We start from the raw sequence: 25,551 nt of genomic DNA, 5'->3' as shown, positions 1-25,551 counted from the left end.
GCTGCGGCAATGCGCGGCCTCTGCGCTCCACGACGGCTGGGGCGTGGTCCATGGCATACGGAGGAACGATGCCTCTCCGTGATGCCCTGAAGGTCGCCCCGCCCGAGACGCTCCGGGCCATGATCTACCGGGACCCCTGGATGTTCATGGCGGCGTTCTCGCTCTACGCCGCGCTGTCTGCCGTCACCATGCTGGCGTCGCGCGACCTGATGGACGCCTCGCCCCTCTACGTCTTGCTCCGCGACACTTGGCTGGAGGAGAGCCAGGTCGGCAGCGTCATGATGGCCGACGCGGTGGCACTGCTCTGGACGCTCTTCGACAAGCGACTGGCGGTCCGGCTGCCGATTGCCTTCGTCAGCGGTGCTGTCTGGTTCGTCTGGGGCGGCGTGATGCTCATCAGCGGGCTGGCGGCCCATCTCGTCTCTGGCGTCGCCATCTGGAACATCTGCGGCGGCCTCGGCTGCTACCTCGCCGTCATCCAATGGATCAACCGGGAGGAACTGGAGTGACGGAAATTCCCCTCTGGCTTGCCATCCTCTTCCCGACCGGTTCGCTCGTGGTCGGCGCCTTCGTTGCGTCCTGGGCCGTCTACACCTGGAACCGGAACCAGACCGAGAAGCGCGACGCGGCGGTGGATGCAAAGATCAGCACCATCGCGACCCGCCTGGAAACCGCGACTGACGCCATCAAGAAGGAGGTGGCGGTCGCGCGCGAGACCGGTGACCTCAAGCTCTCCACGGCGATCGAGAAGGAGAGCAAGTCCCGTCATGACGCGCAGAACGCCACCGCTGGTGCGCTGGCTGCCCTGCAGATGCGCTTCGATGCCGGCATGAAGGAGACCGCCAGCCGCGACGAGGTGCGGGCGATCGAGACCCGCTTGGCGGCCGGCATGACGAAGTTGGAGGGGAAGATGGACCAGCTCTCCACCCTGGTGCCCGAGATGAGCGCCACGCTGAAGATGCTGAGCGGTCAGGTGGAGCGGCTGAGCGTGAAGATCGACGGCCGCAAGGTGCCAGCGGAGTAAACGCCTTGCGGCCAGCGGAGGACACGGCAGCACCTCCGCCGACCCCATCATTTCGAAGTCTGCGGCGGCTATGCCTCGACAGCCTCGTCTCTCCCATTGAGTGCCTCACGCACAGCCTTCGGGTCGTTTTGGATCACCAGAAGGTAAGTCCGAGCCGTTGCATCGGGCGTGGACACGCCTTGCTCCCAATCCCGCAGAGTGCCGAGGGGGATGCGGAAGGTGCGCGAGAACATCACCTGCGATAGCGCCAACCGCTGCCGAATCACGCGAACGCCTGCGCCCTTTGCAAAGCCGATTTCCTCATCCGTCATCGGCGGCACTGCATCCGGGTCGGCGCGGCGGCCCGCTTCGATTTCCGCGTCCGTCAGGGCGTGAACGCCGCTCCAGTCAACGCCCTCCATGAGCCGCGCACGCTCTTCTGCCGAGATGATCGGCCGCCTCACTCTTGCAACCATCGCCTAGCCTCCCTCTCCTTCACGCGGTGAACTGAGATGATCCGGGTCTCGTCGCCACGGACCGTAAACACACAGGCCCACCACAGACCGCCAACTTCGGCGAACGCCTTCATCCGGGTCTCGCCGTAGTTCTGCCGCTCGTCTTCCACCACCCCCACCGCGTCCGCGAGGACGAGAGCGCCGAACGCCAGAGAGACCTTGTGAACCGCGAGGTTCTTGGCGTCCTTGGCGGGGTCGAAGGTGATCGGCATGGGCACCTTGTACCGGCTGCCAGTAGTGACAGCAAGAGAAATCTACTGACTGCCAGTACCGAAAGCGAAATCCTACCGGTTGAGCCAGCGCTCACCGCAGGACTGAGCCCGCCGCCGGGCGGCTCCCCGGCATCTCTTTATCTCTGACACCGAACGCCGCGCCATCGCGCGGTGAAGGAGAACCCATGTCCTCCCTGATCCTGCTTTGCGGGGTGATTGCGCTCGCCCTGGTGTTGCGGCTCAGCCGAGCTTCCGCACGGCCGCGCGATCGCCTGGCGATGGCGGCAGCGCTCCCAGTCATGCTGCTCGCCTGGGCGCTGCCGGCCCTGGCGCAACAGGCCGTGACCGCTCCTGCGCCCTCCAACGGCGTCCTGTTCTCGACGCTCTGGGCGCTGGCACTGCCAGTGCTGCAGCCGGCGCTGGTGGCGCTCGCCACCTCGCTTGCTCTCTCCTTTCCCGCCGCCGCCGTGGCCCTGATCAAGTGGGCCTGGGCCAAAGCCACCGCGAACAGCGAGGCGGCCAAGGCCACGGCGCTGCAGCGCCTGGCGGAGATCGGCGGCCGTGCCGGCGCGCAGCTCGCCACCGTCATCATGTCCGACCCTGCTGCCTCGGCGGCCATCCAGCAGGCCAAGGATGCGCTGGTCGCCACCATGGCGGCCAACGTGAAGGAGACGCTGGCGAAGATCGGCGGCAACCCCTCCGGGGTCGAGCAGATCATCCTGGGCAAGGCTGCCGAGGCGCTGCCGGCGCAGGTGGCCGCAGCAGCACAGGCTGCCGCTGCCTCCGGTGGCGTGGCTCCGGACCTCGCGGCGGCCGCGGCGGCTCTGTCGAAGCTGACGGGGCTGCTGAAACCCGCCGGCATCCCCGTCTCGACCGTCGGCACGGGAGGCTGAACCATGGACGCGCGTTCCGTGGCTCTGATCGAGCCGCAGGTCGCCAAGGAAGGCGGCTACAGCAACAACCCGGCCGACCGCGGCGGCGAGACCATCTGGGGCATCACTGCCGCCCGGGCCCGCGCCGCCGGCTACACCGGACCCATGGCGGCCATGCCTCGCGCCACGGCGCTCGACATCTACGGCCTCTACTACTGGCGCCAGCCGATGTTCGACCAGCTCGACGCCATCGACCCCGGTGTGGGCGAGAAGATGCTGGAGATCGGCATCAACATGGGCACAGCTCGCGCGGGCCAGTTCCTGCAGCGCGTCCTCAACGTGATGAACGGTCGGGGCAGCTTCTGGGCCGACCTGAAGGTGGACGGCGTCTGCGGTGCCATGACCCGCGCTGCCATGAACTCCTTCATCCAGCGCCGCGGTGATCAGGGTCGGAGGGTGCTGCTTGAGGCGCTGATCGGCCTGCAGTGCGAGTTCTACATCGGCCTCGCTGAGGGCGACGTGAGCCAGGAGGACTTCGTCTATGGTTGGATAGCGAACCGCGTCGTGCAGGTTTAGGCCTGACAGCCCACATCTGAGCCTAGCCCTACCGCGCGCCGATTTCTCCTTGCAGAACGCTCAATCAGGCGCACTTGTGCCGTGAGCCGTACATCCAGGAAGCAAGTCCTTGCCCGTCAGACATGAAAATGAGGGCGCTGCAGGGCGCCTCATCCTGGGATCGACGCAGGCAAAGCACGTGCTTGCTCTCATCCTGATCCAGTTCCACGGTCATGGTCTGCCACTCAGCCTCGCTGAACTCGCGGCCCAGACAGGGCTGCGCAAGAGCGTGCTGTTGCGTGTGCTGCCGGCGGCGGTGCGGCTAGGTTACCTCGTGCGTGATGGTGCCTTTGAATGGCGCCGCACCGGTTAGTTCGAAGTCACAGCACCGTCGGCTTTGGCCAGATGAAGTTAATTGGGGGATACACGGCAGGGGCCTAACGCAGTGCCCCCCACTCCTCCTGCCACAGCCCTTCATCATCGAGGACCGCCAGAGCATCCGGATCTGGAATGCGGTCGAAGGCCAGTAAGAGCGCCGTTGGCATCCTCATGACAGCGTCTTCGTGGCCCTCAGGCCCAATGACCTCTGCTAGGACCTGATCACCCTCATGAAACAGAATGAGCGTCACACCATCCGCTATGATGTCGCGTGTGGTCCGCAGTTCCAGAGTAGTTCCGCTCATCCATCGCCCTTTGCACTACAATCATAGGTTGTGTCTGCCAAAACGTTCCATCAACGACGTGGCGGGTGCCACGATGGTCAAGAGGCGATGAGGTAGGGTCCAGAACGGCGGTAAGGGCTGGGCGTACTACCAGCGCAACTGGCGCCCCGGGAATCCGCACCCTGAAACCTGGGAGGCGAAGTGGACGGCGGCGCAGGAAGCGGTGCGACTGGCTGGCTAAGCCTAGCGCAACCACCTGCCGGTGAGAGTCAGGTCGGCGATGTAGATCGTCCGCTGATCGGCATCCCTCACGATGACGCTGAAGATGCGGTGGTCACCGTCGGGCAACTCGTCCGCGGCTATGTTCGGCAGGGCAGCGATAGCTTCGCGCCGGGCGGTACCATCGTCAGGGTAGTTCACGCCGATGGTGTCCCGGATTAGGCCGGAAGCTGCGATGGTATCGAAATAATAAAGGGGCATGCACTCTCGTAGCAGACCTGCCCGGCCAGTGCGCCCTCGTAGATTGGTTTTATGGCGGGCCCTGGGACCGCGCTTCGAGACCTGGAAGACGGAGTAGGCCGGTATCCCTGTGCGCACCCCGGCCCCTCGCTCCCTAGTTCGGCTCCATATGGAGGTACTTGGGATTGAACCCGGCGAAGTCGCGCAGTCGCTGGAAGTCGCGAATGATCAGGCGCCTGTTGGCCATCGCTACCAGCCCCTCGGCCCGTAGCTGCTGCAGCATGCGGTTCACATGCACCGGGGTGAGCCCGAGGATGTCAGCCAGATCCTGCTGCGTCAGCGGGAGGTCGCAGCTGTCGGTGGCGGCCAGCTCCACCGCCTGCAGGCGCAGCAGCAGTTCGCAAAGCAGGTGCGCGAGATGCTTGTCGGCCGGCCGCCGGCCCTTGTTTACGATCCACGCACGCAGCACCGCCTCATCCACCAGCGTGGCCCACCACAAGGCACGCGTGACGGTCGGACTGATAGAGACCAGGTTCATAATCGTGGCCCGACTGAGCCGGGCAACCCTGCACTTGGTGAGAGTGCCGACGCTGTGGTCCATCTTGTGCAGGATCGCCACATGCAGGTCACAGAAGTCGCCCGGCAGCAGCAGCGCCATAATTTGCCGATTGCCATCAGACAGCATCTTGTAGCGGCAGGCGAAGCCCTCCAGCACCAAGTGGACGTAGTCGGGGCGGGCACCCTCCGCGATCAGTTCCCGGCGCGCGCCAACCAGAATGGTTTCGCGAGCCAAGCCTTCCAGGATGCCGCGGTCTTCGGGCGTGAGCACGGCACCATGCGCCAGCTTCAGCACCAGCGGGCTGGACCTTGCTTCCACTGTGTCCCCGCTGCGACTTGGCGCTAGTCCACGTTGCGCGCAATTCTCCTTGGACGTCTACGCCGATTTAATAACGGCCAGCCGACGCGCTGCCGAGCGAGTGGGACCAGGGCTGGGCGTGCTACCAGCGCAACTGGCTGCCGGGGAAGCAGTACCTGGAGACCTGGGAGGCGAAGTGGATGGCCTCCTGAGGGCAGGGCACAAGTTGCTGCTTCAGCATGGAACTACTTGCTTGTGGACAAACGAAGAGCTCGGGTTGGGCGGCCACCAACTGTCAGAAAAAACAGCTAAGACACTGTCAATCGTTTTTTTGCGAGCAGCTCGTGCGCTATTTCCGCCTTGAATTTTTTATCAAGGGCAAAGAATCCAGACTTGAGGGATGAACTAATTGCTTCAGCAACCTCATTTGAGCTATAGGTAATTTCATTCCCTACCATCGCCTTTGCCAGTGAGAAGGCAGTTCCAGCATCTCTCACCCGAAGGTCAAAGTGATGGGTCTTGGCAAGATCAGTATCTGGCGATAACTTAGAATCGGTGCGGACGAAGTTGATGCGCAAGGACTTCGCTGCGTCCTCCGAGATGTACTTGATCATTGTAGACGATATGGTCGTCCTTGATGCGAAGTAAGCAGCAACCACCCTCTTAATTCCCAGCGCGTCGGCTGGATCTATTTTCCAAAAGGATACACCTCCAACCTTCTCGTACCCCACATCGAGGAGAACTTGGATGGGACAGCGTTCAAATGCATTGTCAGCGTGGTTTTTAACCAGTTCTCCAAAATCGTTCCATGGAGCCTCCACAGAGATAAAACGCGCATAATGTTCCATGCTTACTGATGCCTCAAAGCAGCTTCCAACAAATTGCGAACTGATGGATTTTGCTCAGCGCTTCTAAATTCAATTAGCTTTTGATGCGCATCAGGAGATTGCAAGAGGTCTAGGGCCTTCACCGCCTCATACCGCATACTCGATCTGGATGACGCAGCGTACGACGACATGATATCGACTTTAACCTCATCCTCGATATCTCCAGCGGTTGCAAGAACCTCACTGAGTATAAAGCCGATTACTTCAGGCTCTTGATCGTACTTCGAGCCGACTTCTTTAAGAATTTCATTGGCCGCGTCCGAGAAAATCTCGATAATATCTCTAAGGCGCGCAGCTGCGGCTGCTCGCGAATCTTCATCTCGAAAATCAAGATCCGCGAGTATCGTCTGCCACTTTTCCTTGGCTTTTCTCATGTGAGATGAATCGCCATGTAGCAGCATCTTATTATCTAATTGGAAACTTGACTTATGGAGGTCTTTGTTTGTGGCAATCACCCCTGTGAACGCGACGTAATCGGTGGAAGCGTCATTGTATATCATGAGTTGTTGATAAATGCTTTTGTCTGTAAATGTGAATGACGTGTGCTTTGCTGCACCTCTAGATGCAAGAACAACATTCTGAAAAATATTCTTAATCTGGTGTTGCAGGCCATGACTAAGACTCGCAGCAATGCCAGGATCAGCAGAGCTCTTGCTGATTGCTGAAGTAATCTCGTTCGATTTATAGGGGAGTAACTCGGGGGTGGTTTTGTCGCCATCCCAGATTCTCGCTGACATCAGATTATCTCCCCTCTCATAAAACTTTGAGTACTCTCTTTGAGTTCAGCGAAGGATTGATCTATGTTGTCAATATATAGCGCCTCGTTCGTTGTTAATGAGTTTACATCCAGCTCAATCCTCAGAAAACTAAATGATAGTGACTGAATTGACATGCCAATTTGCGGCGGAAACGGCAAACCGCTTAAGTCAAACGAGCTAATTTGCCATTTGCAGATGTTGTTTATATGGCCAGGAAAAGATTTAGGCGCAGTTCTCCTATTGATCTGAAGAAGAAATTCCCGATCTGTTTCGGCGTTCAGGGGCAGGCCCGGTAACATCAATTTAACCGCAGCAACACACTCAGCGTGATGTTTGTATTTTTTTACGAGAGTTGGCGCGATGGCAATTCTTGCGATTGGCATTATGAGGGGCTTGATTTTGGAGAAAAGCTCAAGAGTGCCTTCTAAGGCTTTCCTCGCTTCACCAACATTCGCCAACCCTCCGGAGGGCGAATCATCGAAAGGTATCTCGTCGCCCTTCTTTGCGTAGACTAAATCGATTCTTTGACCGTTTTGCGCAACAATCAGCTGCCCCTCTTTGTAGGGGCCGCTTTCCTGCCGAAGATTTTGAGCTGGGCGCTCGGTCACTTCCTCGGGCGGAGTTCCAACAATGCTCTGCCACAAAGGACGAGGCGCTACTGCCTGCGGAGGGAAGAGCGTGAGGCGCACGCTCTCAGCGAGCCAACTACCATCCAACAGGCCTGCGTGTGGCATGTTTTCACCTAACATTTTGAAATTGCTGTAAAATTTCTTACGGCTTCCTGCATCTTTGCACCTTTGCGGCAGTTATGCAGCACTCATGGTGCGCATTCTTGATGGCGAAGGCCCGCACAGTAGATGGCCTACAGCTTGCTTAGTCGCCTTCGGGTTAACGAAGCCTCGTCAGAAGCCGCTGCATGTGTGACGTGGGACCCTCACCCGCTGGCGGAGACAGGGTGCTCTTTAAAGTGTCTATGCAAGCGGAACTCAGCCATGTCCGACGAAGCCCCTCCCCGCCCTGTCTACAAGAACCCCGGCCGCCTGCCGCGCGAGCAGCGCATCGGCCTGACCGTCACCGAGCCTGGCCAACCCTTCGAACACTTCTGCGCCGTCTGCGGCGAGGATGGTGGCTGGGGCTTCGGCATCCCGGGCAAGCCGGAACTCGGGTTCCGCTGGTACTGCTACGCTCACCGGGATCAGGGCGAGGCGTGGCGTGCGGAGATGCTGCGGGGGTAGAGCGCAAAGCCAATCTGAGCCGCCGCGTTCGACCCCAAGCGGACCAAGCGGCATGCGAAGCCGGCATCACCCCGGCAGAAGCAAGGCAGCGACTCCATCCAAGTCCGTCACCTCCGCGTAGGGTAGCCAGTCCGGGTTCCCGACCTCACCCCGCCGGTTCACCCAGATGCCGCGCAGCCCTAGTTCGTGGCGAGCCTTCATGTCCCAGTACATGCCCATCGCCACATGCACCGTCTCGTCCGGCGTCACGCCCATCGTGTGATAGGCGTATTCGAAGAGTTGCCGCGATGGCTTGTAGGCCTGGGCTTGCTCAGCGGTGATGACGTAGTCGAAAGGCACGCCGATGCGCGCCACGGTAGGGGCGATCAGATCGTCGTCCGAGTTCGTGAAGACTGCGAGCTTGTAGCGCTCGCGCAGACGCCTCAGGACGCCGGGCACTTCGGGGTGCGGACCCATAGTCGCAGGCGATGCGGCGATGCGCTCGATCTCGCCCGCGTCAGGCTGGAGGCCATGCTCACGGAACGCCGCAGCGAAGCCGGTTCGCAGGATGTCCTTGTACAGGCGGTGCGGCTTCTCGGCTGTCAGCCGGCGACCCTGTGCGGAGAAGGCGTCGAGGATCGCTGGTGCGGTCGCCTCATCCCGCCGGTATGCCGCCAGCGTCGCTGCAATCTCGTGCAGGAGCACCTCGTACCACTGCACGAGTGTGCCGTAGCAGTCGAAGGTGATGATCTTCGGCGCGGGCTCAAGCTTGAACATCGAGGTATCGGGTGGGGGCATCGGGAAGTCCTGAGGCTGCTGTGTTACGGCAATGCTAAGCTAAGCGACGCCCACGCGTGTCCGGAAGGGGTCCGCTTTCCACCCTTCGCTGTCCTCCTTGACCCGGTCACACCCTAGCCGCGCGACCTGAAGAGGTCGCCGCCGCTAGGCCGGGACATATCGCAGACGAGTCTCTGCGCCTCCGGCACCGCGCCGTGCAGCACAATGATGACCTCGCCGCCCCGGCGGTAGTTGGCCGGCGCGAGGATCGCAACCCTTTCGGGCCTGCGCAGACAGTACCGGCAGCGATACCGCCGTATCATCTCGGCGAAGGTCGCGTGCGGGTAGTCTTGCGCGACACCGCCCATCCGCACCTTCAGCCGGTGCCCGCAGCTGCACCCTATCCCAAGGAGCATGTCGGAACTCCAGTCGCGGGCGCGCATCGCGAGCGCCCTACGCCGGCGGGTCTCCTCCGAGATGTTGTGCGCCATGGGTCAGTGCCGGAGCTCCCGCGCCTCGCGGTCCCACTGCACGTCCCATGCGCCCGGCCGGCCGCCGCGGCTGCGCAGCAGCTCCAGGCGCCAGCTGGGGCGGCACGGTGGCGCCTCGCGCTGAGGTGCCACGCGCCACCGCGTCAGCGCGGCCGTGGCGCCGGCGGCCTCCCTGCGCTCGCACAGCAGCACGCCCAGCACCCCGCCTTCCTCGGCCGCCAGCTGCAGCCGCCGCGCGGTGGTCATGTCGGTCGGCCCAGTCACCAGCACCGCGCCTGCGATGGCAGGGCAGCGCAGCGCTTCCTCCATCGCCCACAGCCCGTCCTCAGGGCGGGACGGGGTCACGAGCAGCAGTGCCTCCGGCTGCAGGCCGAACTGCACTAGGCCGTGGACGCCCAGATCCTCCTCCTGGCTGATCCAGACCACCTGCCCGGACAGCCGCGCCAGCAGCATGGCCGCGAAGCCAGTTCCGGCGCCAACGTCCTCCGTCAGGATCTCATGCACACCCCCGAGCGCCAAGCCGCCGTCCGGTAGCGCGGCGTCGATCGGGGCGGAGACAGGGACCACCGGCCGGTCCTGGCTGGCGATTCGCTCACCGCGCTCGATCACCAGCACCCGTGAGCGGAGATCCTCGAGGAGTGCTCGGCGGTCCTGGGCTGGATCGGAAGCGGAGCCCATCAGAACGGCAGCTTCGGCCAACCGTCGGCCGGCCGCAGGAGCACAAATCCGCTGCGCTCCAGGTGCCGCGCGACTTGGTCAGCCAGGATCTCCGCCAGCATGTCCGGGTGCTCGGTCCGGATTCGACGCTCAGGCGTCAGAATGGTCTGGAGGGCCTCAGTGATCTCGGCATGCGTCGCCGGCACCAGGGCGGGGGCTGGATTGAACTGCTGCATGGTGCCTCCGGGGGGAAAGGCACGCCGCGTGGGCGGCGGGTGAAGTTAGAGACGGATGCTGGCGTGTGCGGCCGAGAGGGCGTCGCGGCCGGCGGTCAGGGCACTCAGCGCCTTGCGGCTGGCGGTGACGGCCGCCTTCTCGTCCTGGTCCATCTCCTCGACCGCCTCGGCCGCAGCCTCCACGCCCTCGGCCAGCTGGTCCCGCATCTCCTCGAGTCGCTCGCGCAGCTCGGCCCGGTCCTCGTAGGCGGTGGCCGATTCGCGCCATGTCGTGACGATGCTCTCGACCTCGCGCCGTACCCGGTCGGGTGCCACGCCGCGGGACGCGAGCTCTGCCAGCTTCGCAAGGGCGGCCTTCTCCGGCGCTGCGGCGCGCGGCGCTCTCTTTCCTGCCATTGTGTCCTCTTCGGATGGGCGCCGCAGGGGCGCAGGAACCCGGGTATCCCATGTTCCGCATTTGTTCCATCCGGAAAGTTCGCACGGATGCGACAGCACGGCTCCCGCGGCCGCAGTCCCTCCCTCCCCCAGCCTCGAGCAATCCCGGGTATCTTCCCGGGTATGATTTTCAGTGCCGATCAGAGAATGGCTGTTATCCGCTGTTTTCCAGCCCCACACCGAGAGACACGACGCTTATCAGCGTCAGGGGAGCAAGCTGCGCCCCACGGTGCGCTCCAAGAGTGGCGTGAAGGGTGCTTCCACGATCTTCCCGGTGGTCGGCAAGGGCACCGCTGCCGCGAAGCCGCGCAACGGCTCCGTTCCGGTGATGAACCTCGACCACAGCACCGCGGAATGCTTCCTGCAGGACTACTACGCCGGCGAATGGATCGATCGCCTGGACGAAATCAAGGTGTCCTACGATGAGCGTTCGGTGGTGGCCAATGCCGGCGCCTACGCCCTGGGCCGCAAGACCGACGAGCTGATCATCGCGGCCCTCGACACCGCTACGCAGGAGGCCGTGGGCACCGCCAACGGCACCACCGACACCGACGGCCTGACGCTGGCCAAGGTTCTGCTGGCCTTCGAGGCGCTGGGCTCGGCGGACGTGCCCGACGACGGTCAGCGCTTCGCCGTGGTGGGCTGGAAGCAGTGGTCGCAGCTCCTACAGATCGAGGAGTTCGCCAACTCTAACTACATCGGCGACGCCGAGTTGCCGTGGAAGGGCACGCAGGCGAAGAAGTGGCTGGGCGCGACCTGGATGCCGCATTCCGGCCTGACCAAGGCGGGGGCGCTGCGCTACTGCTACTTCTATCACCGCACCGCCGTCGGCCATGCCGTGGCGCAGGAGGTGACGACCGACATCACCTGGCACGGTGACCGCGCGGCGCACTTCGTCAACAACATGATGAGCCAGGGCGCGGTGCTGATCGACAACAGCGGCGTGGTCCGCATGCGCGCCGCCGAATAACGGCGCGCGGCGTCACCTCGTCCTGACCCGGGGCCACGACGGATAACCGTCGTGGCCCTTTTTCATGCGGCCGCACTTCCGGCCATCACACCTCATCCCGTCCTTCTTCCCAGGAGTCGATCGCCGATGGCGCTGTCCGCCCTCGTTCTCTGCTCGCGCGCGCTGCTCCGCATCGGTGCTCAGCCGATCGCCTCCTTCGAGGAAGGAACCGCCGAGGCGGAAGTTGCTGCCAGCCTGTACCCGGCCGCGCGCGATGCCCTTCTCGCGGCACATCCCTGGTCCTTCGCCACCGGCCAGATGGTTCTGCCCCGCCTGCTCGACGCACCGGTCGCCGACATGGAGTACGCGTTCCAGCTTCCCCCGACCTGCCTGCGCGTCCTGTCGGCCGGCAACCTGCGCGGCCGCGGCGCGACCTACCGGATCCAGGAAAACCGTCTGCACAGCGATCAGGATCGCATCGTGCTGACCTATATCTTCCGTCCCGCGGAAGCGGGCTTTCCCCCGCACTTCGCGAATGCCCTGGTCAGCCGCCTCGCCGCCGAGTTCTGCATCCCGCTGACTGACAGCACCTCGCGCGCGGAACTGCTGCAGCGGCTCGCGGGCAACGACTTCAAGGATGCACGCCTCTGCGACAGCCAGCAGAGCACCGTGCTGTCCTTCGAGGACTTCCCTCTCGTCAGCGCGAGGGGCTGAGCCATGGCCAACAGCCTCAGGGCCAAGACCTCCTTCACGGCCGGTGAACTCGCGCCCGAGATGCTGGGTCGCGGCGACACGCGCGCCTTCGACAACGGCGCGCGGACGCTGCGCAACGTGTTCCTGCAGCCAACCGGCGGCGTGACGCGCCGGCCGGGCCTGCGTCACGTCGCGATGCTGCCCGGCGCGGCGCGCCTCGTGGCCTTCGAGTTCAACACCGAGCAGACCTATCTCCTGGTGTTCCTCGACCAGCGCATGCAGGTCTTCATCGCCGATGCGATGATGGCGGAGTTCGCCGGTCCCTGGACGGCCTCGATGCTTCCTCAGCTCAGCTGGACGCAGAGCGCCGATACGCTGCTGCTGCTGCATCCGGACATGCCGATGCAGCGGATCACGCGCACCAGCCACACGGATTGGAGGGTGGAGAACTTCGCCTTTCTGCGCGAACCCCTCCATCGCTTCGCCGCCGCCGACGTCTCGATCACGCCGAGCGGCACGACGGGCACCGTCACGGTGACGGCGGGCGCGGCGGTCTTCGAGGCCGGTCACCTCAACCGCCCCATGCAGATCCGTGGAAAGCCCGCCGTGATCCGCGCTGTCACCAGCAGCACCACGGCCACTGTCGAGCTGCTCGACACCCTGCCCTCGGTGGATGCGACGACGGATTGGGAGGAAGCCGCCTTCGGCATCCATGGTTGGCCCGTCACGGCCTGCTTCCACCAGGACCGGCTGGTCATCGGCGGGTCGCGCGATCTACCGAACCGCCTCTGGATGTCCTGCTCCGGCGACCTGGCGAATTTTGACCTGGGCACCGGGCTGGACAACGAAGGCATCGAGTTCGGCCTGCTGTCCGATCAGGTCAATGCGATCCGCGCCGTGTTCTCGGGCCGACACCTGCAGGTCTTCACCTCTGGGGCCGAGTGGATGGTGACCGGCGATCCCCTGACGCCGTCCTCCATCCAGATCCTGCGGCAGACCCGCGTCGGCAGCCCGATCACGCGCACGATCAGCCCGGTGGACGTGGACGGCAGCACGATCTTCGTCGGACGCTCCGGTCAGTCGGTCTACGAGTTCGCCTACACCACGGTCGAGGACGCCTACCAGGCCGGCGACCTCGCGGTGACGGCGCGGCACCTGATCAACGATCCGGTGGCGACGGCCTATGACGAGGCTCGGCGCCTGCTGCACGCGGTCATGGCGGATGGAAGCCTGGCCACGCTGACGCTCTACCGCGCCGAGGAGATCACGGCCTGGACGCGGCAGGAAACCGACGGGCTGTTCCGCTGCGTGGCCGAGGTCGAGGGCATCGTCTGGGTGACCGTGGAACGCGGCGGCACGCTGCGGCTGGAACGCCTCGACCCGACGCTGTGCACCGACGCGGCGCTGACCGGCACGGGCGCTGCGAAGCTCACCTGGGCGGGCCTCGATCATCTCGCCGGCCGGAACGTCGCGGTGGTGGCGGACGGGGCACCCGTCGGCACCTACCCCGTGACCGGCGGTGCGGTGACGCTGGATGAGGCGGCCTCCGCGGTGGAAGCCGGGCTGCCCTTCGCTCACGTGCTGGAGCCGATGCCGGCGGAAGCCGCGGGGGCACCGGGCGTGACCGGCGGTCCGCGGCGTCTTGTCAGCGCCACCTTCCGCCTGCTGGAAACCAAGGCGCTGACGGTGGATGTCGGGCGCGGCCTGCTGCCGGTGCCGCTGCGCCGCCTGGACACGCCGCTGCTCGACGCCGCGCCGCCATCCTTCACCGGCGACGTCACGCTGCGGGCGCTGGGCTGGCGCCGCGACGCCCTGCTGCCGCTCTGGCGGATCAGCTCCGACGTTCCGCTGCCCTTCACCCTGCTTTCCGTCACGACCGACACGAGGATCACCGACTGATGTCGCAGCTCGCATCCGTGGCGGGCCTGGTTGGCACCGGCCTGTCCGTATACGCCACCGGCCGCCAAGCCTCCGCCCAGGCGGCCCTCACGAAGGCGCAGAACGCGCAGTACGTGGCTCAGCAGGAAGCGCTGACGCAGCTGGCCTCCGCCCAGCAGGCCGCCCAGACCCGGGAACGTCAGGACACACTGAACAAGACCCTGGCCTCGGTGCGCGCCCGCGCTTCGGCATCCGGGCTCGATCCGAATGATGGATCGGCCGCGGCCGTGTCGGAGGGGCTACAGACCGATGCGGCGCAGGACATCGCCGAGGATGACAGCATCCGCGCCGCCCGCCTCGCGGCCGGCCGGCGCAGCCTGCTGAACACCGACGGCTCCCTCACGACCTGGCTGCGCGCGGGCTCCACCTTCGCCAACGCCGCCAAGAGCCTCCTCGATTAACCATCCTTCCGCCCATCGGAGATCCCATGGCCGAGCAGATCCGCATTGGCGACGTCGCGCCGCGCGTGCACTACGTGGCCGCCGCCGGGCAGACCGTCTTCATCTATCCCTTCCCCCTGTTCGAGGCATCGGACCTCGAGGTTCGCGTGGACAGCCAGCTGCTGACCTCGGGCTACTCGGTGGATGGCGTCGGTAACTCCGACGGCGGCCTCGTCACCTTCGCATCCCCCGTCACGGCGGGCGCGCAGGTGCTGCTGCGTCGGCGCATCGCCATCGAGCGTACCACGGACTTCCAGCCGAACGGCTTGCTGCGGGCGAACACGCTGAACAGCGAGCTGGACCGACAGACGGCCGCCCTGCAGGAAGTCGCGGATGACACCTCGACTGCGATCCGCCTGAATCCCGGCGAGGCGGGCGGCCGCCTGCACCTGCCGCTGAAGGTAGCGCGCGCCAACCGCATCCTCGGCTTCGACGATGTGGGCGACGTGACGATCTTCTCGCGCGACGACGCCACCCTGTCCGCGCCCTTTCCCGGCGGTGTTCCGCGCAGCGTGGGCGACAAGCTCGCCGAGCGGCTGTCGGCGCGCGACTTCGGCGCGATCGGCGACGGCGTGACCGACGACACGGCGGCGCTGCAGGCCGCCATGTCCGCGGCATCGGCCGGTGGCAAGCATCTGGAGATCATCGAGGGCAGCTACCGCATCACGCGGCCGATCTCGATCGGCGGCAGCTTCGTCGGGCTGACCATGCGCGGCACCATCGTCTACGACGCGACCGACAACGTCCCGGCCCTGACCATCGGTGACGACGGCACGGCCAAGAACGGCCAGCGCCTGCTGGAAGGCCTGCGCGTGGTGCGCAAGACCATCTCCGACTGGAGCAGCGAGGGCTCCATGGGGCTGCTGCTACGCAACCTCGACGGCTGCTACGTCGAGATCCGCCAGGTCGAGGGCTTCACCATCGGTGTGCGCTGCCTGGGCGACGGCCGCGGCTTCCAGGAAAACCTGATCTTCCTCGGCCGCATCGTGAACAACCGGATCGGCGTGGACCTGCGCACCAACACCGCCTCCGGCTGGAACACCTCGAACCGCTTCCACGGCGGGCAGTTCTCAGTGGGCAGCACGCTGTACCAGACGCTGGACCGCTTCGGCGTGCGACTGTCGGCGGAGCCGGGGGCCTACGTGGCGCACAACCGGCAGGTCTTCGACGGTCCATCCTTCGCGCTGCAGGGGCGCAACAGCACCGCCTTCGTCGGCATCCCCTTCCTGAGCGAGGTCAGCAGCCGCGCCATCATCGCCCGCGACGTGCGGATGGAGGCCTGCTCCGCCTTCGTGGCCCGGCACACCTCCAACGCGCAGGATCACCTCTACGAGGTGGCCTGGGCGAGCCAGGGCTACGGCGTTTCCGTGGACTACACCGCCACCTCGAACCGTGTCGGTGCCGTGGTGCGCGCGCTGCACCAGGCGGCTGCGCATCGTGAGGCCACACGCATCGTGGCGGATGTGGGCAACCTGCGCAGCGCCGCGATTCGCTGGAACGCGACCGATATCGGCTTCGAGAAGCTGGCCTGCCTCTCGACCAACGTGTCCGGCACGCCCAGCAAGGTCGCGGACTTCGCCTTTCCCGCGTTGGACAGCTACGGGCTGACCAGCCGCGGCGCGATGCTGACCGGCGGTCGCGGGCTCGGCTTCTTGGTGGACACGCGCGTCTGCCGCGAGTTCTCGCTCGCGGTGGATGCGGACAACCCGCGCCTGATCGTGCAGTGCTTCGACGCGAACATGGCGCTGCTGACGGCTGACAACGGCAACCTAGTGCGCGCCTCGGGCATGTCCATGACCTACGTGGCCGGCCCTCGCTGGTGGCAGGGCAATGCGGACCTGAACGACGATGGCCTCACCCGTCTCCAGGTCATCCGCCTCGAGGCGCAGGTCGCCTACGCCATCATCGGCGTGGCGCGTGTCGGCACCGACTACGAGGTGCGGGCCATGCGCCTGTCCTGCGACCCCGCCTACTCGCCGCCCGTGCTCTACGGCTTGCCTGACCTGCCGCACGGCGTGCGGGAGCTGAAGGCGGAGGTCGCCTGGGACCCGCCCTCGATCGCGGCGGGCGCCAGCGCGACGCTGAACGTGTCCTGCCCCGGCGTGCGGCCCGGTGACTTCGTGCAGGCGGCCTTCAGCCTGTCGACCTCCGGCATCGTGTTCCTGGCTAATGTCGGCGCGCAGGACGTGATCACTGTCACGGCCTGGAACCGGGCCACGACGGCGATCGATCTGGCCGCCGGCACGGTGCGGGTGCGGGCCGTGAAGACCTGATGGAGCAGCCGCTCTTCGGGCCTGAGCTCGGGCGCGTCGCGCAGCGGGTGGTGCGCGACTACGAGGCTTTCGTCGCCGCCGGCCCGCCGACTGCCGGGCCGGAGGACGCGAAGGCCTTCGCGTCCTGGCACGCGGCGGCCAAGACCGCGCTCGCCCACCTTGAACAGTTGCTGAAGCTGCTGCGCACCGCGGCGTCACCCGACCCCGTGGTGGACGAGGCCGAACGCCTGCTCAGCCAGGCACGCAGCGAGATCGAGGAAGCGGGAGATGACGACGAGGATGCCGCCTGACTTCCTCGAATTCGTTTGGGTCTGGAACACCCTTTCCGGCCAGCGGACGCCACGCCTGCACCGCCGCATCGCGGGGTGGTTCGATGCACGAAGTGCGGCCACGGATCGTCGCCTGCTGCTGATGGCGTTCCGCGGCTGCGGCAAGTCGACTCTGGTGGGTCTCTGGTGTGCCTGGAACCTCCAGCGCGATCCCGAAACGCGCATCCTGGTTCTGGCCGCTGACCACGCGCTCGCGGCGAAGATGGTGTCCACGGTGCGACGCATCCTCGTCCGACATCCGCTGTGCCGCGCGATCCTGCCGCAGCGGCAAGGCGACTGGGCTGCGGACCGCTTCACCGTGCAGCGACAGGGCGCCCTGCGCGACCCCTCGATGCTGGCGGCCGGGATCGGCGGAAACATCACCGGCGCCCGCGCCGACATCATCGTCTGCGACGACGTGGAGGTGGCGCAGAACTGCGACACCCCCAGCAAGCGCGAGGCGCTGCGGGAAAGGCTGGCGGAAACCGAATTCGTGCTGACCCCCGGCGGCACGATCCTGTTTGTCGGAACGCCGCACTGCGCCGACACGCTCTACCTGCCCCCAGACGCGGAGCAGCCGTTTCTCAAGGGCTATCACCGCCTGACGCTGCCGGTGCTGACACCGGAAGGCTGCTCAGCCTGGCCCGAGCGCTTTCCGACGGAGGCAATCGAGGCGCTGCGTGCCCGGGTCGGGCCGCTGCACTTCGCCCGGCAGATGCTGCTGCGGCCGGAACAGGACGGCGCCGCACGCCTCGATCCGGCGCTGATCGTCCGCTACCGCGAAGACACGGATTACGCCGAGGCCAGCGGGCGCCCGATCCTGTCGCTGCTCGGCAAGCGGCTGGTCTCGGGCGTCGGCTTCTGGGACCCGGCCTACGGGCGCCCCGGACAGGGCGACGGCAGCGTGCTGGCCGCCACCTACGCGGATGCCGAGGGCAACATCTACCTGCACCGCCTCGCCTACCTGACGCACGACCCTGGGGCCGAGGCCGATCCGGCGACGCAGCAGTGCCGGCAGGTCGCCCGCCTGGCGCGGGAACTGCTGCTGCCGGCGGTTCGGGTGGAAACCAACGGCCTCGGCCGGTTCCTGCCCGCCCTGCTGCGGCGGGAACTCGCCCGCGCCGGGGCTGCCTGCACCGTGGTGGAGCACACCAGCACCCGCCCGAAGCAGGAGCGCATCCTCGGCGCCCTGGACCCGGTGCTGGCAGCCCGCCGCCTCCACGCGCATGAAAGCGTCTTCCGCACGCCCTTCCCCGCGGAGATGGCGGCCTGGCGTCCCGCGAGTCCGGGCAGCCGCGACGATGCCCTGGACGCCCTGGCGGGGTGCCTCCTGGCGCAGCCGGTCAGGCTGCCGACGCTACCGTCCTCGCCACGCGGGGTGGGCTGGCACGGCACCGCCTGACGGGCAGTGCGGACGGAAGGGCGCCGGCCCTCGATCGGCGGCGCAGCTCAGGCGGCGCGCTTCAGGATCTCGCTGTCGTGGCGCGCCACGCCGGCCTCGGTGATCTCGAAGCGCCCGGCATTGCCGAGGCGCGCCAGACCCATCCCGGTGAGGCGTTCCAGACAGGGCTGGTCCACCAGGCCGGACGGCCGGCCCGTCGGTCCCATCTGCCGCAGCCGGTGCAGGGCCGAGCGGCAACAGGTCTCGAGATAAGGCTCGTTCCACATCGGCGTGGCCTTAGCACGCCAGCCCGCCGAGTCCCAGCACCGCCGGGCAGGTCACTGCCCACACCCACAACACGATGGAGGAAGCCTGTCATGCGCCTGCATGCCGGATCGGGCCGCCACGCCGGCGCCCCGGACACGAGGAACGCCCGGACGAGGAATGCCCCGAGATGACACGCTTCAAGGAGCTCCGCCGCCGTGCCTCGCACCTGCTGCACCGGGAACCCTGGTGGGCCGAGTTCTGGGCCGGCACCGGCGCGCTGGTCTGGTCGATCTGGTCCTACATGGCGCCGATCGGTCCGGATGAGCGCCCGATCTTCCGCATCGTGACGCGCCTGGCCGACGAGAGCTTCTGGCAGGTCAGCGGCCTGATCCTGGGCCTGGTGCAGATCGCCTCGCTGCTGGCCGACCACCGTGCGGCGCGTCGTGGCAGCTGCTTCCTCGGCTCCTGGTGGTGGACCTACCTGCTCCTCGCCCTCTGGCTCACGGAACCGAACGCGCCCTCGCTCGGCCTCTACGCGATCATGGCGGCGATCAACCTCTTCTCACTGATCCGGCTGAAGCGGGAAGGAGGCTGAGGTGGGAGACAACACAAACCCCTGGTGGGTCGTGCTGGCGTCCGGAGCGATCTCCGCCGTCGGCCTCTGGCTCAACGCACGCGGCTCCTGGCTGAGCACCATGGCCAGCTCGCAGGACCGCCGCGACGAGCGGGAAGCCACCGAGCGCGCCAACGTCCTGGCCAGCCTCGACGCACGCCAGAGCGCCTGGATCGCCCGCCAGGACCAGGAACTCGAGAAGGTTCGGGGCCGGGTCGAGGAGCTCGAGCTGGAGCGCGACCGCGCCTGGGACCTCACCCGCGCCTGGCACGCCCTGGCCCACGAGCTGCGCCACGAGATCAACGCGTCCCGCCACGCCGCCAATTCCCGGCCGGGTGTCCCGCCCATCGCCTGGAAGCCCAACCCGCCGCTGCCTGGGCTGGACGAGATCCAGCACTGATCCCTGCCCAGCCCGCCACCCCGACGCATCCCCGACGAACCGGAGATCTCTCATGACCTCGTTCAGCAACGCGCGCGGCCACGACGTGGCCGTGCTGGCCGCCACCCTCTACGCCGAGGCCGGAGCGCGCCCGGTGCGCGCCATCGAGGCCCTGGCCACCCTGGTGATGAACAGGGTCCAGGCCCGGCTTCCCCATTGGGGCGCGGGCTTCAGCGGTGTTTGCCGTGCGCCCTTTCAGTTCCCTTGCTGGAACCCCAATCACCCGAGCCACGCCGTGCTGCAGGACGCCCTGCCGGGTGGCGCGGTGAACCAGGATCCGAGCATGGAGATCTGCCGCCGCGTCGCGACCCGGGCCGTGGCCGGCGTCCTGTCGGCCCCGATCGGGCAGGCCACCCACGTCCATGCCGATGATGCCCAACCTTCCTGGTCGCTGGGCCGGATGCCCACGGCCGAGATCGGTGGCCTGCTGTTCTACCGGCTCGAGGAAGCCGCCCGCGCCGTTGCCCCGTCCGTCGCACCGCTGCGCGCCGTCGGCTGAGCCCCGTCAGCTCGGCCGTTAGCCCTGGGCCGCGTGCCTCCGGCTGGCATCTGCGCTACAGACCGGGAATGGAACGCCTCATCTACATCCTCGTCCGCGGGGCGGACTGGCACGCGACGAGCCAGTCCGGCCACTACCATGGTTCCGCCGACGACCGGCGCGACGGTTTCCTGCACGCCTCGACAGCGGCGCAGCTCCGTGAAAGTGCCGCCAAGCACCGCGCCGGCGAGACCGACCTCTGGATGGTGACCGTGGATGCCGAAGCGCTCGGCCCGGCATTGCGATGGGAAGCGGCGGCCGGTGGTAGGCGGCCCGGCCTGTTTCCGCACCTCTACGGGGTGCTGCCGCTGTCGGCGGTGCTGTCGGCCGAGCACCTCCCGCTCGGCCCGGACGGCACGCACCAGTTCCCCGGGAACATCACCTGAAGCCGCACGCCTCGACGCGCTAGGTCCCTTTGCCGCCGGGCGACGGGCCAGCGGCCACCACGTCACGCACTGCGCGCAACAGGACGCCCTGCGTGAGGACCTGCGGCAGCACCGCAGGCGCTTCCCCGGCCCGGCCGTAGAACAGGTAGAGCGGCACCCCATCCCGACCCTGTTCGCGAAGGAGGCGCCCGACCTCCGGATCGCCGCTGGTCCAGTCGCCCACCAGCGACACCACGCCGGCCTTCGCGAAGGCTTCGCGCACGGGCGCGGCGTCGATTGCCACGCGGTCATTGACCTTGCAGGTGATGCACCACGCCGCGGTCAGGTTCACGAAGACCGGGCGCCCTTCCGCCCGCAACGCCGCCAGCCGCTCGCGCGACCAGGGTTCCTGTCCCTCGGCTACCTCGGCTACCGGCGCATGGGGGCGCAGCAGCGGAAGGCTGCCGAGCACGCCCAGCACCGCCAGCGCGGCCACGCCGCGTCGCAGGCCGTGCCGCGCGCCCTGCCAGCCCCAAAGCCAAGTCGCGAAGCCGATCAAGACGGCCCCGCCGGTCGCGACCGCTGCCCCGTCCGCCCCCGTCTGCTGCGTCAGCACCCAGACCAGCCAGGCGGCCGCCGCGAACATCGGAAAGGCGAGGAACTGCTGCAGCCGCTCCATCCAGGCCCCCGGTCGCGGCAGGACGCGCAGCGCGCCCGGGACGCAGGCCAGCACGAGGTAAGGCAGCGCCATGCCGAGGCCCAAAGTCAGAAACACCAGGAACCCCGCCCAACCCGGCAGCACCATCGCCGCGCTCATCGCCGTGGCCATGAAGGGCGCGGTGCAGGGCGTGGCGATCAGCACCGCCAGCCCACCGGTGAGGAAGCTACCGAGCTGCCCCTCCTTCGCCGCCCAGGGACCGATGCCGGGCAGCGACAGGTTCAGCCTGAACACTCCCAGCAGGTTCAGCCCCACCAGCAGCATCACCCAGGCCATCACGGCCACGAAGGCAGGCCGGGTGAACTGGTAGCCCCAGCCGGCCTCGACCCCGAAGGTGCGCAGGCCTCCCAGAAGCGCGCCGATCAGGGCGAAAAAGCCCAGAACGCCCAGGGTGTAGCTCAGCGCATGGAGGCGCACCGTCCGGCGCGGCGCTCCTGAAAGCCGCGCCAGGCCGATGGCCTTCATCGCCAGCACCGGAAACACGCAGGGCATCAGGTTGAGGATCAACCCGCCGAGCAACGCGGCCGCCAGGATCCAGCCGAGCGCGCCCGCACCGCCGCCCAGCGAAGCCGGCACCGGCCCGGCCGGAACGGCGACCTCGTAGCCACTGCGCGACCCGGCGGCATCGGTGATCACCACCACGCCGGCCACGCTCTGCGGCGGCTGCGCGCCCTCCACTCCCGCGAGGCCGAGCCGGACGGCGCCGTCACGCAGTTCGAGCGGCTGGGGCGCGGTGTTGTCCAGCCAGCCCCCTTCGGCCGGGAAGAAAAAGGCGGAGCGCACCGCGGCGGGAGTCAGGTCCTGCCCCTCGATCTCGACCGCGCCACGCCCGCCCCCCATGCCGGCCCGCGCGCTCCAGGGCGAGGCACGGGGCAGCGCGGCCTCGGCTTCGGCGAAGGGCGCCGCCTCGGCGGGGTCCAGCCGCGCCGCGGCCTCCACCGGCAGGTCGAGCCGGAACTGCGCTTCCTCAGGGATGCAGACCTGCTCGCACACCAGCCAGGTCGCGTTGCCCTCGAGGTGGAACCGCTCGCCCGGCACCAGCGCGGCCGGCGGCGTGACCGCCAGCGGAAAGCTCGCCCGCCCCTCGTAGCCGAAGTTCACCAGCGGACCGTAGGGGATGCGCTGCGGCGTCGGGAAGCGCAGCGGCGTCGCCGAGGCACCCGGCGGCAGGGCGAGCTCCAGCTCCGTCGCCTGCCCGGCATCACCCGGATTGGTCCAGTAGGTGTGCCAGCCCGGCTGCAGAACCTGTTGCAGCATCACGCGGAACGGCTGCCCCGGCGCCACCGCTGCGGCCTCGCTCACCAGCGACACCGTGGCGCGCGGCGAGGTCGCGACGTTGCTTTCGGCCGCCATGGCTCCCGCGCTCAGGCCCAGGAGCAACGCCGCCAGCGTGGCGAGAAAGCGTCTCATGCCGGGCATAAACGGGCTCCCTCCCGCGGAAAGCAAGCCTCTGCCTCCTGACAAACCGCCATGACAAATGGGGCGTGGGATGCCTATTGCAGAACCATGCTTCCCGAATTGCCGGTTTCGGAGGCGCTGCCGCGGCTGACGGCGGCCCTCCGCACCGCTTCCAACGCCATCCTCGTGGCGCCGCCCGGCGCCGGTAAGACCACCCTGGCCCCGCTGGCCCTGCTGGACGAGCCCTGGGCCGCCGGCGGCCGCATCCTGGTGCTGGAACCGCGCCGCCTCGCCGCCCGTGCCGCCGCCCGCCGCATGGCGGAGCTGCGCGGCGAGGCGCTCGGCCAGGTGGTCGGCCTGTCCACCCGCATCGACCGCGCCGTGTCCGCCGCCACTCGCGTCGAGGTCATCACCGAAGGCCTGCTGGTCCGCCGCCTTCAGAGCGACCCGGCGCTGGAGGGCGTGGTTGCCGTGCTGTTCGACGAGGCGCATGAGCGTCACCTCGACACCGACCTGGCCCTGGCCCTTTGCCTCGACCTCCAGCGTGCCCTGCGGCCCGAGCTCCGGCTGCTGGCCATGTCGGCCACGCTCGACGTGGCGGGCTTCGCGCAGCTGCTGCGGGAGGGCGACGCGCCCGCCCCGGTGATCGAGAGCGCCGGGCGGATGTTTCCGGTGGAGATCCGCCACCGCAACCGCGACCTCGCCGCGCCGCGCGACCTGCCCGAGGCCATGGCCGGCGCCATCCGCGACGCCCTGCGCGAGCATCCGGGCGACCTGCTGGCCTTTCTTCCCGGCTGGGGCGAGATCGCCCGCACCGCGGAGCGCCTGGCAGGCCTCGACGCCGAGGTCATCGCCCTGCACGGCGAACTTCCGCCCGCCGAGCAGGATCGCGCTTTCGCGCCCTCCCCCCGACGCAAGGTCGTGCTGTCCACCTCCATCGCGGAAACCTCGCTCACCGTGCCGGGCGTGCGGATCGTAGTGGATGGCGGCTTCCGTCGCATTCCCCGGCTCGATCCTGCTTCGGGCCTGAGCAAGCTGGTGACCGCCCGCATCGGCCGCGCCGCCGCCGACCAGCGCGCCGGCCGCGCCGGCCGCACCGCGCCCGGCGTCGCCATCCGCCTCTGGACCGAGGCTTTGCAGCGCGGGTTGCCACAGGCCGACCGGCCCGAGATCCTGGAAGCGGAACTCTCCGGCCTAGCTCTCGACTGCGCAGCCTGGGGTGCCGAGCCTGCGGCACTTGCCTTCCTGGATCCACCACCCGAAGGCACGCTGGCGGCGGCGCGGGAACTGCTGCGCAACCTCGATGCGCTCGACGATGCAGGTCGCATCACCGCGACTGGGAGACGCATGGCACGCCTGGGCACACATCCCCGGCTGGCCCGCATGATGGATGCCGCCAACGATGTAGGCGAGCGCGCCATGGCCGCCGACCTCGCCGCCCTGCTCGAGGAACGCGACCCCATCCGGCCCATGGGACGCGACAGGGAAGCACCGGCCGAGATCACCCTGCGCCTCGATCTCCTGGCCGGCGGCGACGCGGCGGGGGCGGACCGTCCCACGCTCGGCCGGATTCGCCGCGCCGCCGGGCTGCACCGCCGCCGCCTCCGCGTCGCAGCGGGCCAGGATGCGGAGGGCGATCCCGGCCTTCTCCTCGCGGCTGGCTTCCCGGACCGAATCGCCGCGCGTCGCGGCAGCATGGACGGCGCCTTCCGCCTCGCTTCGGGCCAGGGCGCGCGGCTGCCCGCCACCGATCCGCTGGGCAAGCAGGCCCTGCTGGTGGTGGCAGACCTCGCCCTTCAGGGCACCGAGGCCCGCATCCGCATGGCGGCCCCCATCTCGCGCGAGGTCTTGGAGCAACGCTTCCCCGAACGCCTGCACGAGGAAGAGACCACCGGCTTCGACACCCGCACCAATGCCGTGTCGGCCCGCCGCCGGCTACGATTCGGCCCGCTGGTGCTGGAAGAAACCATCCTTCCCATCACCGACCCCGCCGCGGCGGCGCAGGCACTGGCCGAGGCGGTGGCGGAGCGCGAGCTGCGGGACCTGCCCTGGAACGATACGACGCGGCGCCTGCTGGGTCGCCTGCGCTGGGCGCACCGTGCCGAGCCGGAGGGCTGGCCCGATGTTTCGCCCGAGGCGCTGCGCCGCACGGTCGGCGACTGGCTCGCCCCCCACCTGCACGGCCGCACGCGGCTGACGGAGCTGCGTGACCTCGACCTGCACGCGGTGCTGTCCGGCCTCGTTCCCTGGGCGCAGCGGCGGCGCCTCGACGCCGACCTGCCGGACCGCGTGTCGCTGCCCGCCGGTCGCTCCGCCGCGATCGACTATTCCGGCGAAACGCCGACGCTGGAGGCCAGGGCGCAGCACCTTTTCGGCATGGCCGGACTGCCACCGCTGATGGGCGGGCGCGTGCCGCTGCAGGTTTCGCTGCTCTCGCCCGCGGGGCGGCCCATCGCCATCACCGCCGATCTCGCCGGCTTCTGGCGCGGCTCCTGGGCCGAGGTCCGCAAGGAGCTTCGCGGCCGCTACCCCAAGCATCCCTGGCCCGAGGACCCGGCCTCCGCCGCGCCCCCGCCGCCGCGCGCATGACCCCTTCCCTATCACACAGCCTCGCCCGCCCCGCGGGCCGCACAGAACAGGCC

Annotated in this window: 32 protein-coding genes; 18 read left to right on the top strand and 14 right to left on the bottom strand. The window is 67.5% G+C overall.

Annotation, left to right across the window (positions count from 1 at the left end; all coding sequences use genetic code 11):
• Positions 1–68 precede the first annotated feature (68 nt).
• Both ACFFGY_RS06510 and ACFFGY_RS06505 read left to right on the top strand, forming a co-directional pair.
• Positions 69–509: a hypothetical protein gene (locus ACFFGY_RS06510; RefSeq protein WP_377043626.1), complete on the top strand. Its 441-nt coding sequence runs from the start codon at positions 69–71 to the stop codon at positions 507–509.
• A complete protein-coding gene (locus ACFFGY_RS06505) occupies positions 506–1,024 on the top strand; it encodes a hypothetical protein (RefSeq protein WP_377043625.1) in 519 nt (172 codons plus the stop codon). Before ACFFGY_RS06510 ends, ACFFGY_RS06505 begins: the two co-directional genes overlap by 4 nt.
• 68 nt (positions 1,025–1,092) lie before the next feature.
• On the opposite strand, the gene ACFFGY_RS06500 is transcribed toward ACFFGY_RS06505, so the two are convergent.
• Together ACFFGY_RS06500 and ACFFGY_RS06495 are read right to left on the bottom strand one after the other, a co-directional pair.
• Positions 1,093–1,425, bottom strand: a complete 333-nt coding sequence (locus ACFFGY_RS06500) for a helix-turn-helix domain-containing protein (protein WP_377043623.1) — start codon at positions 1,423–1,425, stop codon at positions 1,093–1,095.
• 38 nt (positions 1,426–1,463) lie between these two features.
• Positions 1,464–1,730 carry a BrnT family toxin gene (locus ACFFGY_RS06495; RefSeq protein ID WP_377043622.1) on the bottom strand — a complete coding sequence of 89 codons (267 nt, stop codon included), beginning with the start codon at positions 1,728–1,730 and terminating at the stop codon, positions 1,464–1,466.
• 185 nt (positions 1,731–1,915) lie between these two features.
• On the opposite strand from ACFFGY_RS06495, the gene ACFFGY_RS06490 reads away from it, so the two are divergent.
• The 3 genes from ACFFGY_RS06490 (at position 1,916) to ACFFGY_RS06480 (ending at position 3,530) form a co-directional block, all read left to right on the top strand.
• Positions 1,916–2,623 (top strand): hypothetical protein, encoded by a 708-nt coding sequence (locus ACFFGY_RS06490; RefSeq protein ID WP_377043621.1) that lies wholly within the window; start codon positions 1,916–1,918, stop codon positions 2,621–2,623.
• Between the two features lie 3 nt (positions 2,624–2,626).
• The gene (locus ACFFGY_RS06485) at positions 2,627–3,178 is read left to right on the top strand and encodes a glycoside hydrolase family 108 protein (protein ID WP_377043620.1); all 552 of its coding nucleotides are present in this window, start codon (positions 2,627–2,629) and stop codon (positions 3,176–3,178) included.
• Positions 3,179–3,287: 109 nt separating this feature from the next.
• Positions 3,288–3,530, top strand: a complete 243-nt coding sequence (locus ACFFGY_RS06480; protein ID WP_377043619.1) for a helix-turn-helix domain-containing protein — start codon at positions 3,288–3,290, stop codon at positions 3,528–3,530.
• Positions 3,531–4,062: 532 nt separating this feature from the next.
• Here ACFFGY_RS06480 and ACFFGY_RS06475 read toward each other — a convergent pair.
• The 5 genes from ACFFGY_RS06475 to ACFFGY_RS06455 form a co-directional block, all read right to left on the bottom strand.
• A complete protein-coding gene (locus ACFFGY_RS06475) occupies positions 4,063–4,299 on the bottom strand; it encodes a DUF6894 family protein (protein WP_377043618.1) in 237 nt (78 codons plus the stop codon).
• A 133-nt stretch (positions 4,300–4,432) separates the two neighbouring features.
• Positions 4,433–5,131, bottom strand: coding sequence for a Crp/Fnr family transcriptional regulator (locus ACFFGY_RS06470; protein ID WP_377043617.1), 699 nt, complete (start codon positions 5,129–5,131; stop codon positions 4,433–4,435).
• Positions 5,132–5,442: 311 nt separating this feature from the next.
• Positions 5,443–5,982, bottom strand: a complete 540-nt coding sequence (locus tag ACFFGY_RS06465; protein ID WP_377043616.1) for a hypothetical protein — start codon at positions 5,980–5,982, stop codon at positions 5,443–5,445.
• 2 nt (positions 5,983–5,984) lie between these two features.
• The gene (locus ACFFGY_RS06460) at positions 5,985–6,758 is read right to left on the bottom strand and encodes a hypothetical protein (protein ID WP_377043615.1); all 774 of its coding nucleotides are present in this window, start codon (positions 6,756–6,758) and stop codon (positions 5,985–5,987) included.
• The gene (locus ACFFGY_RS06455; protein WP_377043614.1) at positions 6,758–7,528 is read right to left on the bottom strand and encodes a hypothetical protein; all 771 of its coding nucleotides are present in this window, start codon (positions 7,526–7,528) and stop codon (positions 6,758–6,760) included. Before ACFFGY_RS06455 ends, ACFFGY_RS06460 begins: the two co-directional genes overlap by 1 nt.
• A gap of 243 nt (positions 7,529–7,771) precedes the next feature.
• Here ACFFGY_RS06455 and ACFFGY_RS06450 point away from each other — a divergent pair, with 243 nt between their 5' ends.
• Positions 7,772–8,014, top strand: a complete 243-nt coding sequence (locus tag ACFFGY_RS06450) for a hypothetical protein (protein WP_377043613.1) — start codon at positions 7,772–7,774, stop codon at positions 8,012–8,014.
• A gap of 66 nt (positions 8,015–8,080) precedes the next feature.
• On the opposite strand, the gene ACFFGY_RS06445 is transcribed toward ACFFGY_RS06450, so the two are convergent.
• From ACFFGY_RS06445 to ACFFGY_RS06425, 5 genes are all read right to left on the bottom strand, one after another.
• Positions 8,081–8,770 carry a haloacid dehalogenase type II gene (locus ACFFGY_RS06445; protein ID WP_377043612.1) on the bottom strand — a complete coding sequence of 230 codons (690 nt, stop codon included), beginning with the start codon at positions 8,768–8,770 and terminating at the stop codon, positions 8,081–8,083.
• 134 nt (positions 8,771–8,904) lie between these two features.
• Positions 8,905–9,261, bottom strand: coding sequence for a hypothetical protein (locus ACFFGY_RS06440; protein ID WP_377043611.1), 357 nt, complete (start codon positions 9,259–9,261; stop codon positions 8,905–8,907).
• Between the two features lie 3 nt (positions 9,262–9,264).
• Positions 9,265–9,939, bottom strand: a complete 675-nt coding sequence (locus ACFFGY_RS06435) for an ImuA family protein (RefSeq protein WP_377043610.1) — start codon at positions 9,937–9,939, stop codon at positions 9,265–9,267.
• The gene (locus tag ACFFGY_RS06430) at positions 9,939–10,154 is read right to left on the bottom strand and encodes a hypothetical protein (protein WP_377043609.1); all 216 of its coding nucleotides are present in this window, start codon (positions 10,152–10,154) and stop codon (positions 9,939–9,941) included. Before ACFFGY_RS06430 ends, ACFFGY_RS06435 begins: the two co-directional genes overlap by 1 nt.
• Positions 10,155–10,199: 45 nt before the next feature.
• Complete coding sequence (locus ACFFGY_RS06425) at positions 10,200–10,550, bottom strand: hypothetical protein (RefSeq protein ID WP_377043608.1); 351 nt, start codon at positions 10,548–10,550, stop codon at positions 10,200–10,202.
• A gap of 172 nt (positions 10,551–10,722) precedes the next feature.
• On the opposite strand from ACFFGY_RS06425, the gene ACFFGY_RS06420 reads away from it, so the two are divergent.
• The 7 genes from ACFFGY_RS06420 to terL all read left to right on the top strand — a co-directional run bounded on the left by ACFFGY_RS06420 (position 10,723) and on the right by terL (position 18,592).
• Positions 10,723–11,559: a phage capsid protein gene (locus ACFFGY_RS06420; protein WP_456316150.1), complete on the top strand. Its 837-nt coding sequence runs from the start codon at positions 10,723–10,725 to the stop codon at positions 11,557–11,559.
• Between the two features lie 126 nt (positions 11,560–11,685).
• Entirely contained in the window at positions 11,686–12,252 is a 567-nt protein-coding gene (locus tag ACFFGY_RS06415; protein WP_377043607.1) for a hypothetical protein, read from the top strand.
• A 3-nt stretch (positions 12,253–12,255) separates the two neighbouring features.
• Positions 12,256–14,130: a hypothetical protein gene (locus tag ACFFGY_RS06410; RefSeq protein WP_377043606.1), complete on the top strand. Its 1,875-nt coding sequence runs from the start codon at positions 12,256–12,258 to the stop codon at positions 14,128–14,130.
• Positions 14,130–14,570 (top strand): hypothetical protein, encoded by a 441-nt coding sequence (locus ACFFGY_RS06405; protein ID WP_377043605.1) that lies wholly within the window; start codon positions 14,130–14,132, stop codon positions 14,568–14,570. The genes ACFFGY_RS06410 and ACFFGY_RS06405 overlap by 1 nt, the downstream gene beginning before the upstream one ends.
• A gap of 26 nt (positions 14,571–14,596) precedes the next feature.
• Entirely contained in the window at positions 14,597–16,882 is a 2,286-nt protein-coding gene (locus ACFFGY_RS06400; RefSeq protein ID WP_377043604.1) for a glycosyl hydrolase family 28-related protein, read from the top strand.
• Positions 16,882–17,172, top strand: coding sequence for a hypothetical protein (locus ACFFGY_RS06395; protein WP_377043603.1), 291 nt, complete (start codon positions 16,882–16,884; stop codon positions 17,170–17,172). Before ACFFGY_RS06400 ends, ACFFGY_RS06395 begins: the two co-directional genes overlap by 1 nt.
• On the top strand, positions 17,150–18,592 hold the full coding sequence (terL, locus tag ACFFGY_RS06390; protein WP_377043602.1) for a phage terminase large subunit: 1,443 nt from the start codon (positions 17,150–17,152) through the stop codon (positions 18,590–18,592). Before ACFFGY_RS06395 ends, terL begins: the two co-directional genes overlap by 23 nt.
• 47 nt (positions 18,593–18,639) lie before the next feature.
• Here the strand turns inward: terL and ACFFGY_RS06385 are convergent, their stop codons facing one another.
• Positions 18,640–18,858, bottom strand: coding sequence for a hypothetical protein (locus tag ACFFGY_RS06385; RefSeq protein WP_377043601.1), 219 nt, complete (start codon positions 18,856–18,858; stop codon positions 18,640–18,642).
• Positions 18,859–19,025: 167 nt separating this feature from the next.
• Here ACFFGY_RS06385 and ACFFGY_RS06380 point away from each other — a divergent pair, with 167 nt between their 5' ends.
• The 4 genes from ACFFGY_RS06380 (at position 19,026) to ACFFGY_RS06365 (ending at position 20,814) form a co-directional block, all read left to right on the top strand.
• On the top strand, positions 19,026–19,433 hold the full coding sequence (locus ACFFGY_RS06380) for a hypothetical protein (protein WP_377043600.1): 408 nt from the start codon (positions 19,026–19,028) through the stop codon (positions 19,431–19,433).
• 1 nt (position 19,434) lies between these two features.
• Positions 19,435–19,851, top strand: coding sequence for a hypothetical protein (locus ACFFGY_RS06375; RefSeq protein WP_377043599.1), 417 nt, complete (start codon positions 19,435–19,437; stop codon positions 19,849–19,851).
• A 52-nt stretch (positions 19,852–19,903) separates the two neighbouring features.
• Positions 19,904–20,389: a cell wall hydrolase gene (locus ACFFGY_RS06370; RefSeq protein ID WP_377043598.1), complete on the top strand. Its 486-nt coding sequence runs from the start codon at positions 19,904–19,906 to the stop codon at positions 20,387–20,389.
• Positions 20,390–20,457: 68 nt separating this feature from the next.
• The gene (locus ACFFGY_RS06365; protein ID WP_377043597.1) at positions 20,458–20,814 is read left to right on the top strand and encodes a DUF952 domain-containing protein; all 357 of its coding nucleotides are present in this window, start codon (positions 20,458–20,460) and stop codon (positions 20,812–20,814) included.
• A 19-nt stretch (positions 20,815–20,833) separates the two neighbouring features.
• Here ACFFGY_RS06365 and ACFFGY_RS06360 read toward each other — a convergent pair whose 3' ends face one another.
• Positions 20,834–22,930 (bottom strand): protein-disulfide reductase DsbD family protein, encoded by a 2,097-nt coding sequence (locus tag ACFFGY_RS06360; protein ID WP_377043595.1) that lies wholly within the window; start codon positions 22,928–22,930, stop codon positions 20,834–20,836.
• Between the two features lie 87 nt (positions 22,931–23,017).
• Between ACFFGY_RS06360 and hrpB the strand changes: the two genes are divergently transcribed.
• Positions 23,018–25,498 (top strand): ATP-dependent helicase HrpB, encoded by a 2,481-nt coding sequence (hrpB, locus tag ACFFGY_RS06355; RefSeq protein ID WP_377043593.1) that lies wholly within the window; start codon positions 23,018–23,020, stop codon positions 25,496–25,498.
• Positions 25,499–25,551 lie beyond the last annotated feature (53 nt).

Source organism: Roseomonas elaeocarpi (assembly GCF_042433915.1).
GTDB classification, from domain to species: domain Bacteria; phylum Pseudomonadota; class Alphaproteobacteria; order Acetobacterales; family Acetobacteraceae; genus Roseomonas; species Roseomonas elaeocarpi.
Note: the sequence above shows the minus strand (reverse complement) of the source record. Positions and strands in the feature narration are given on the sequence as shown.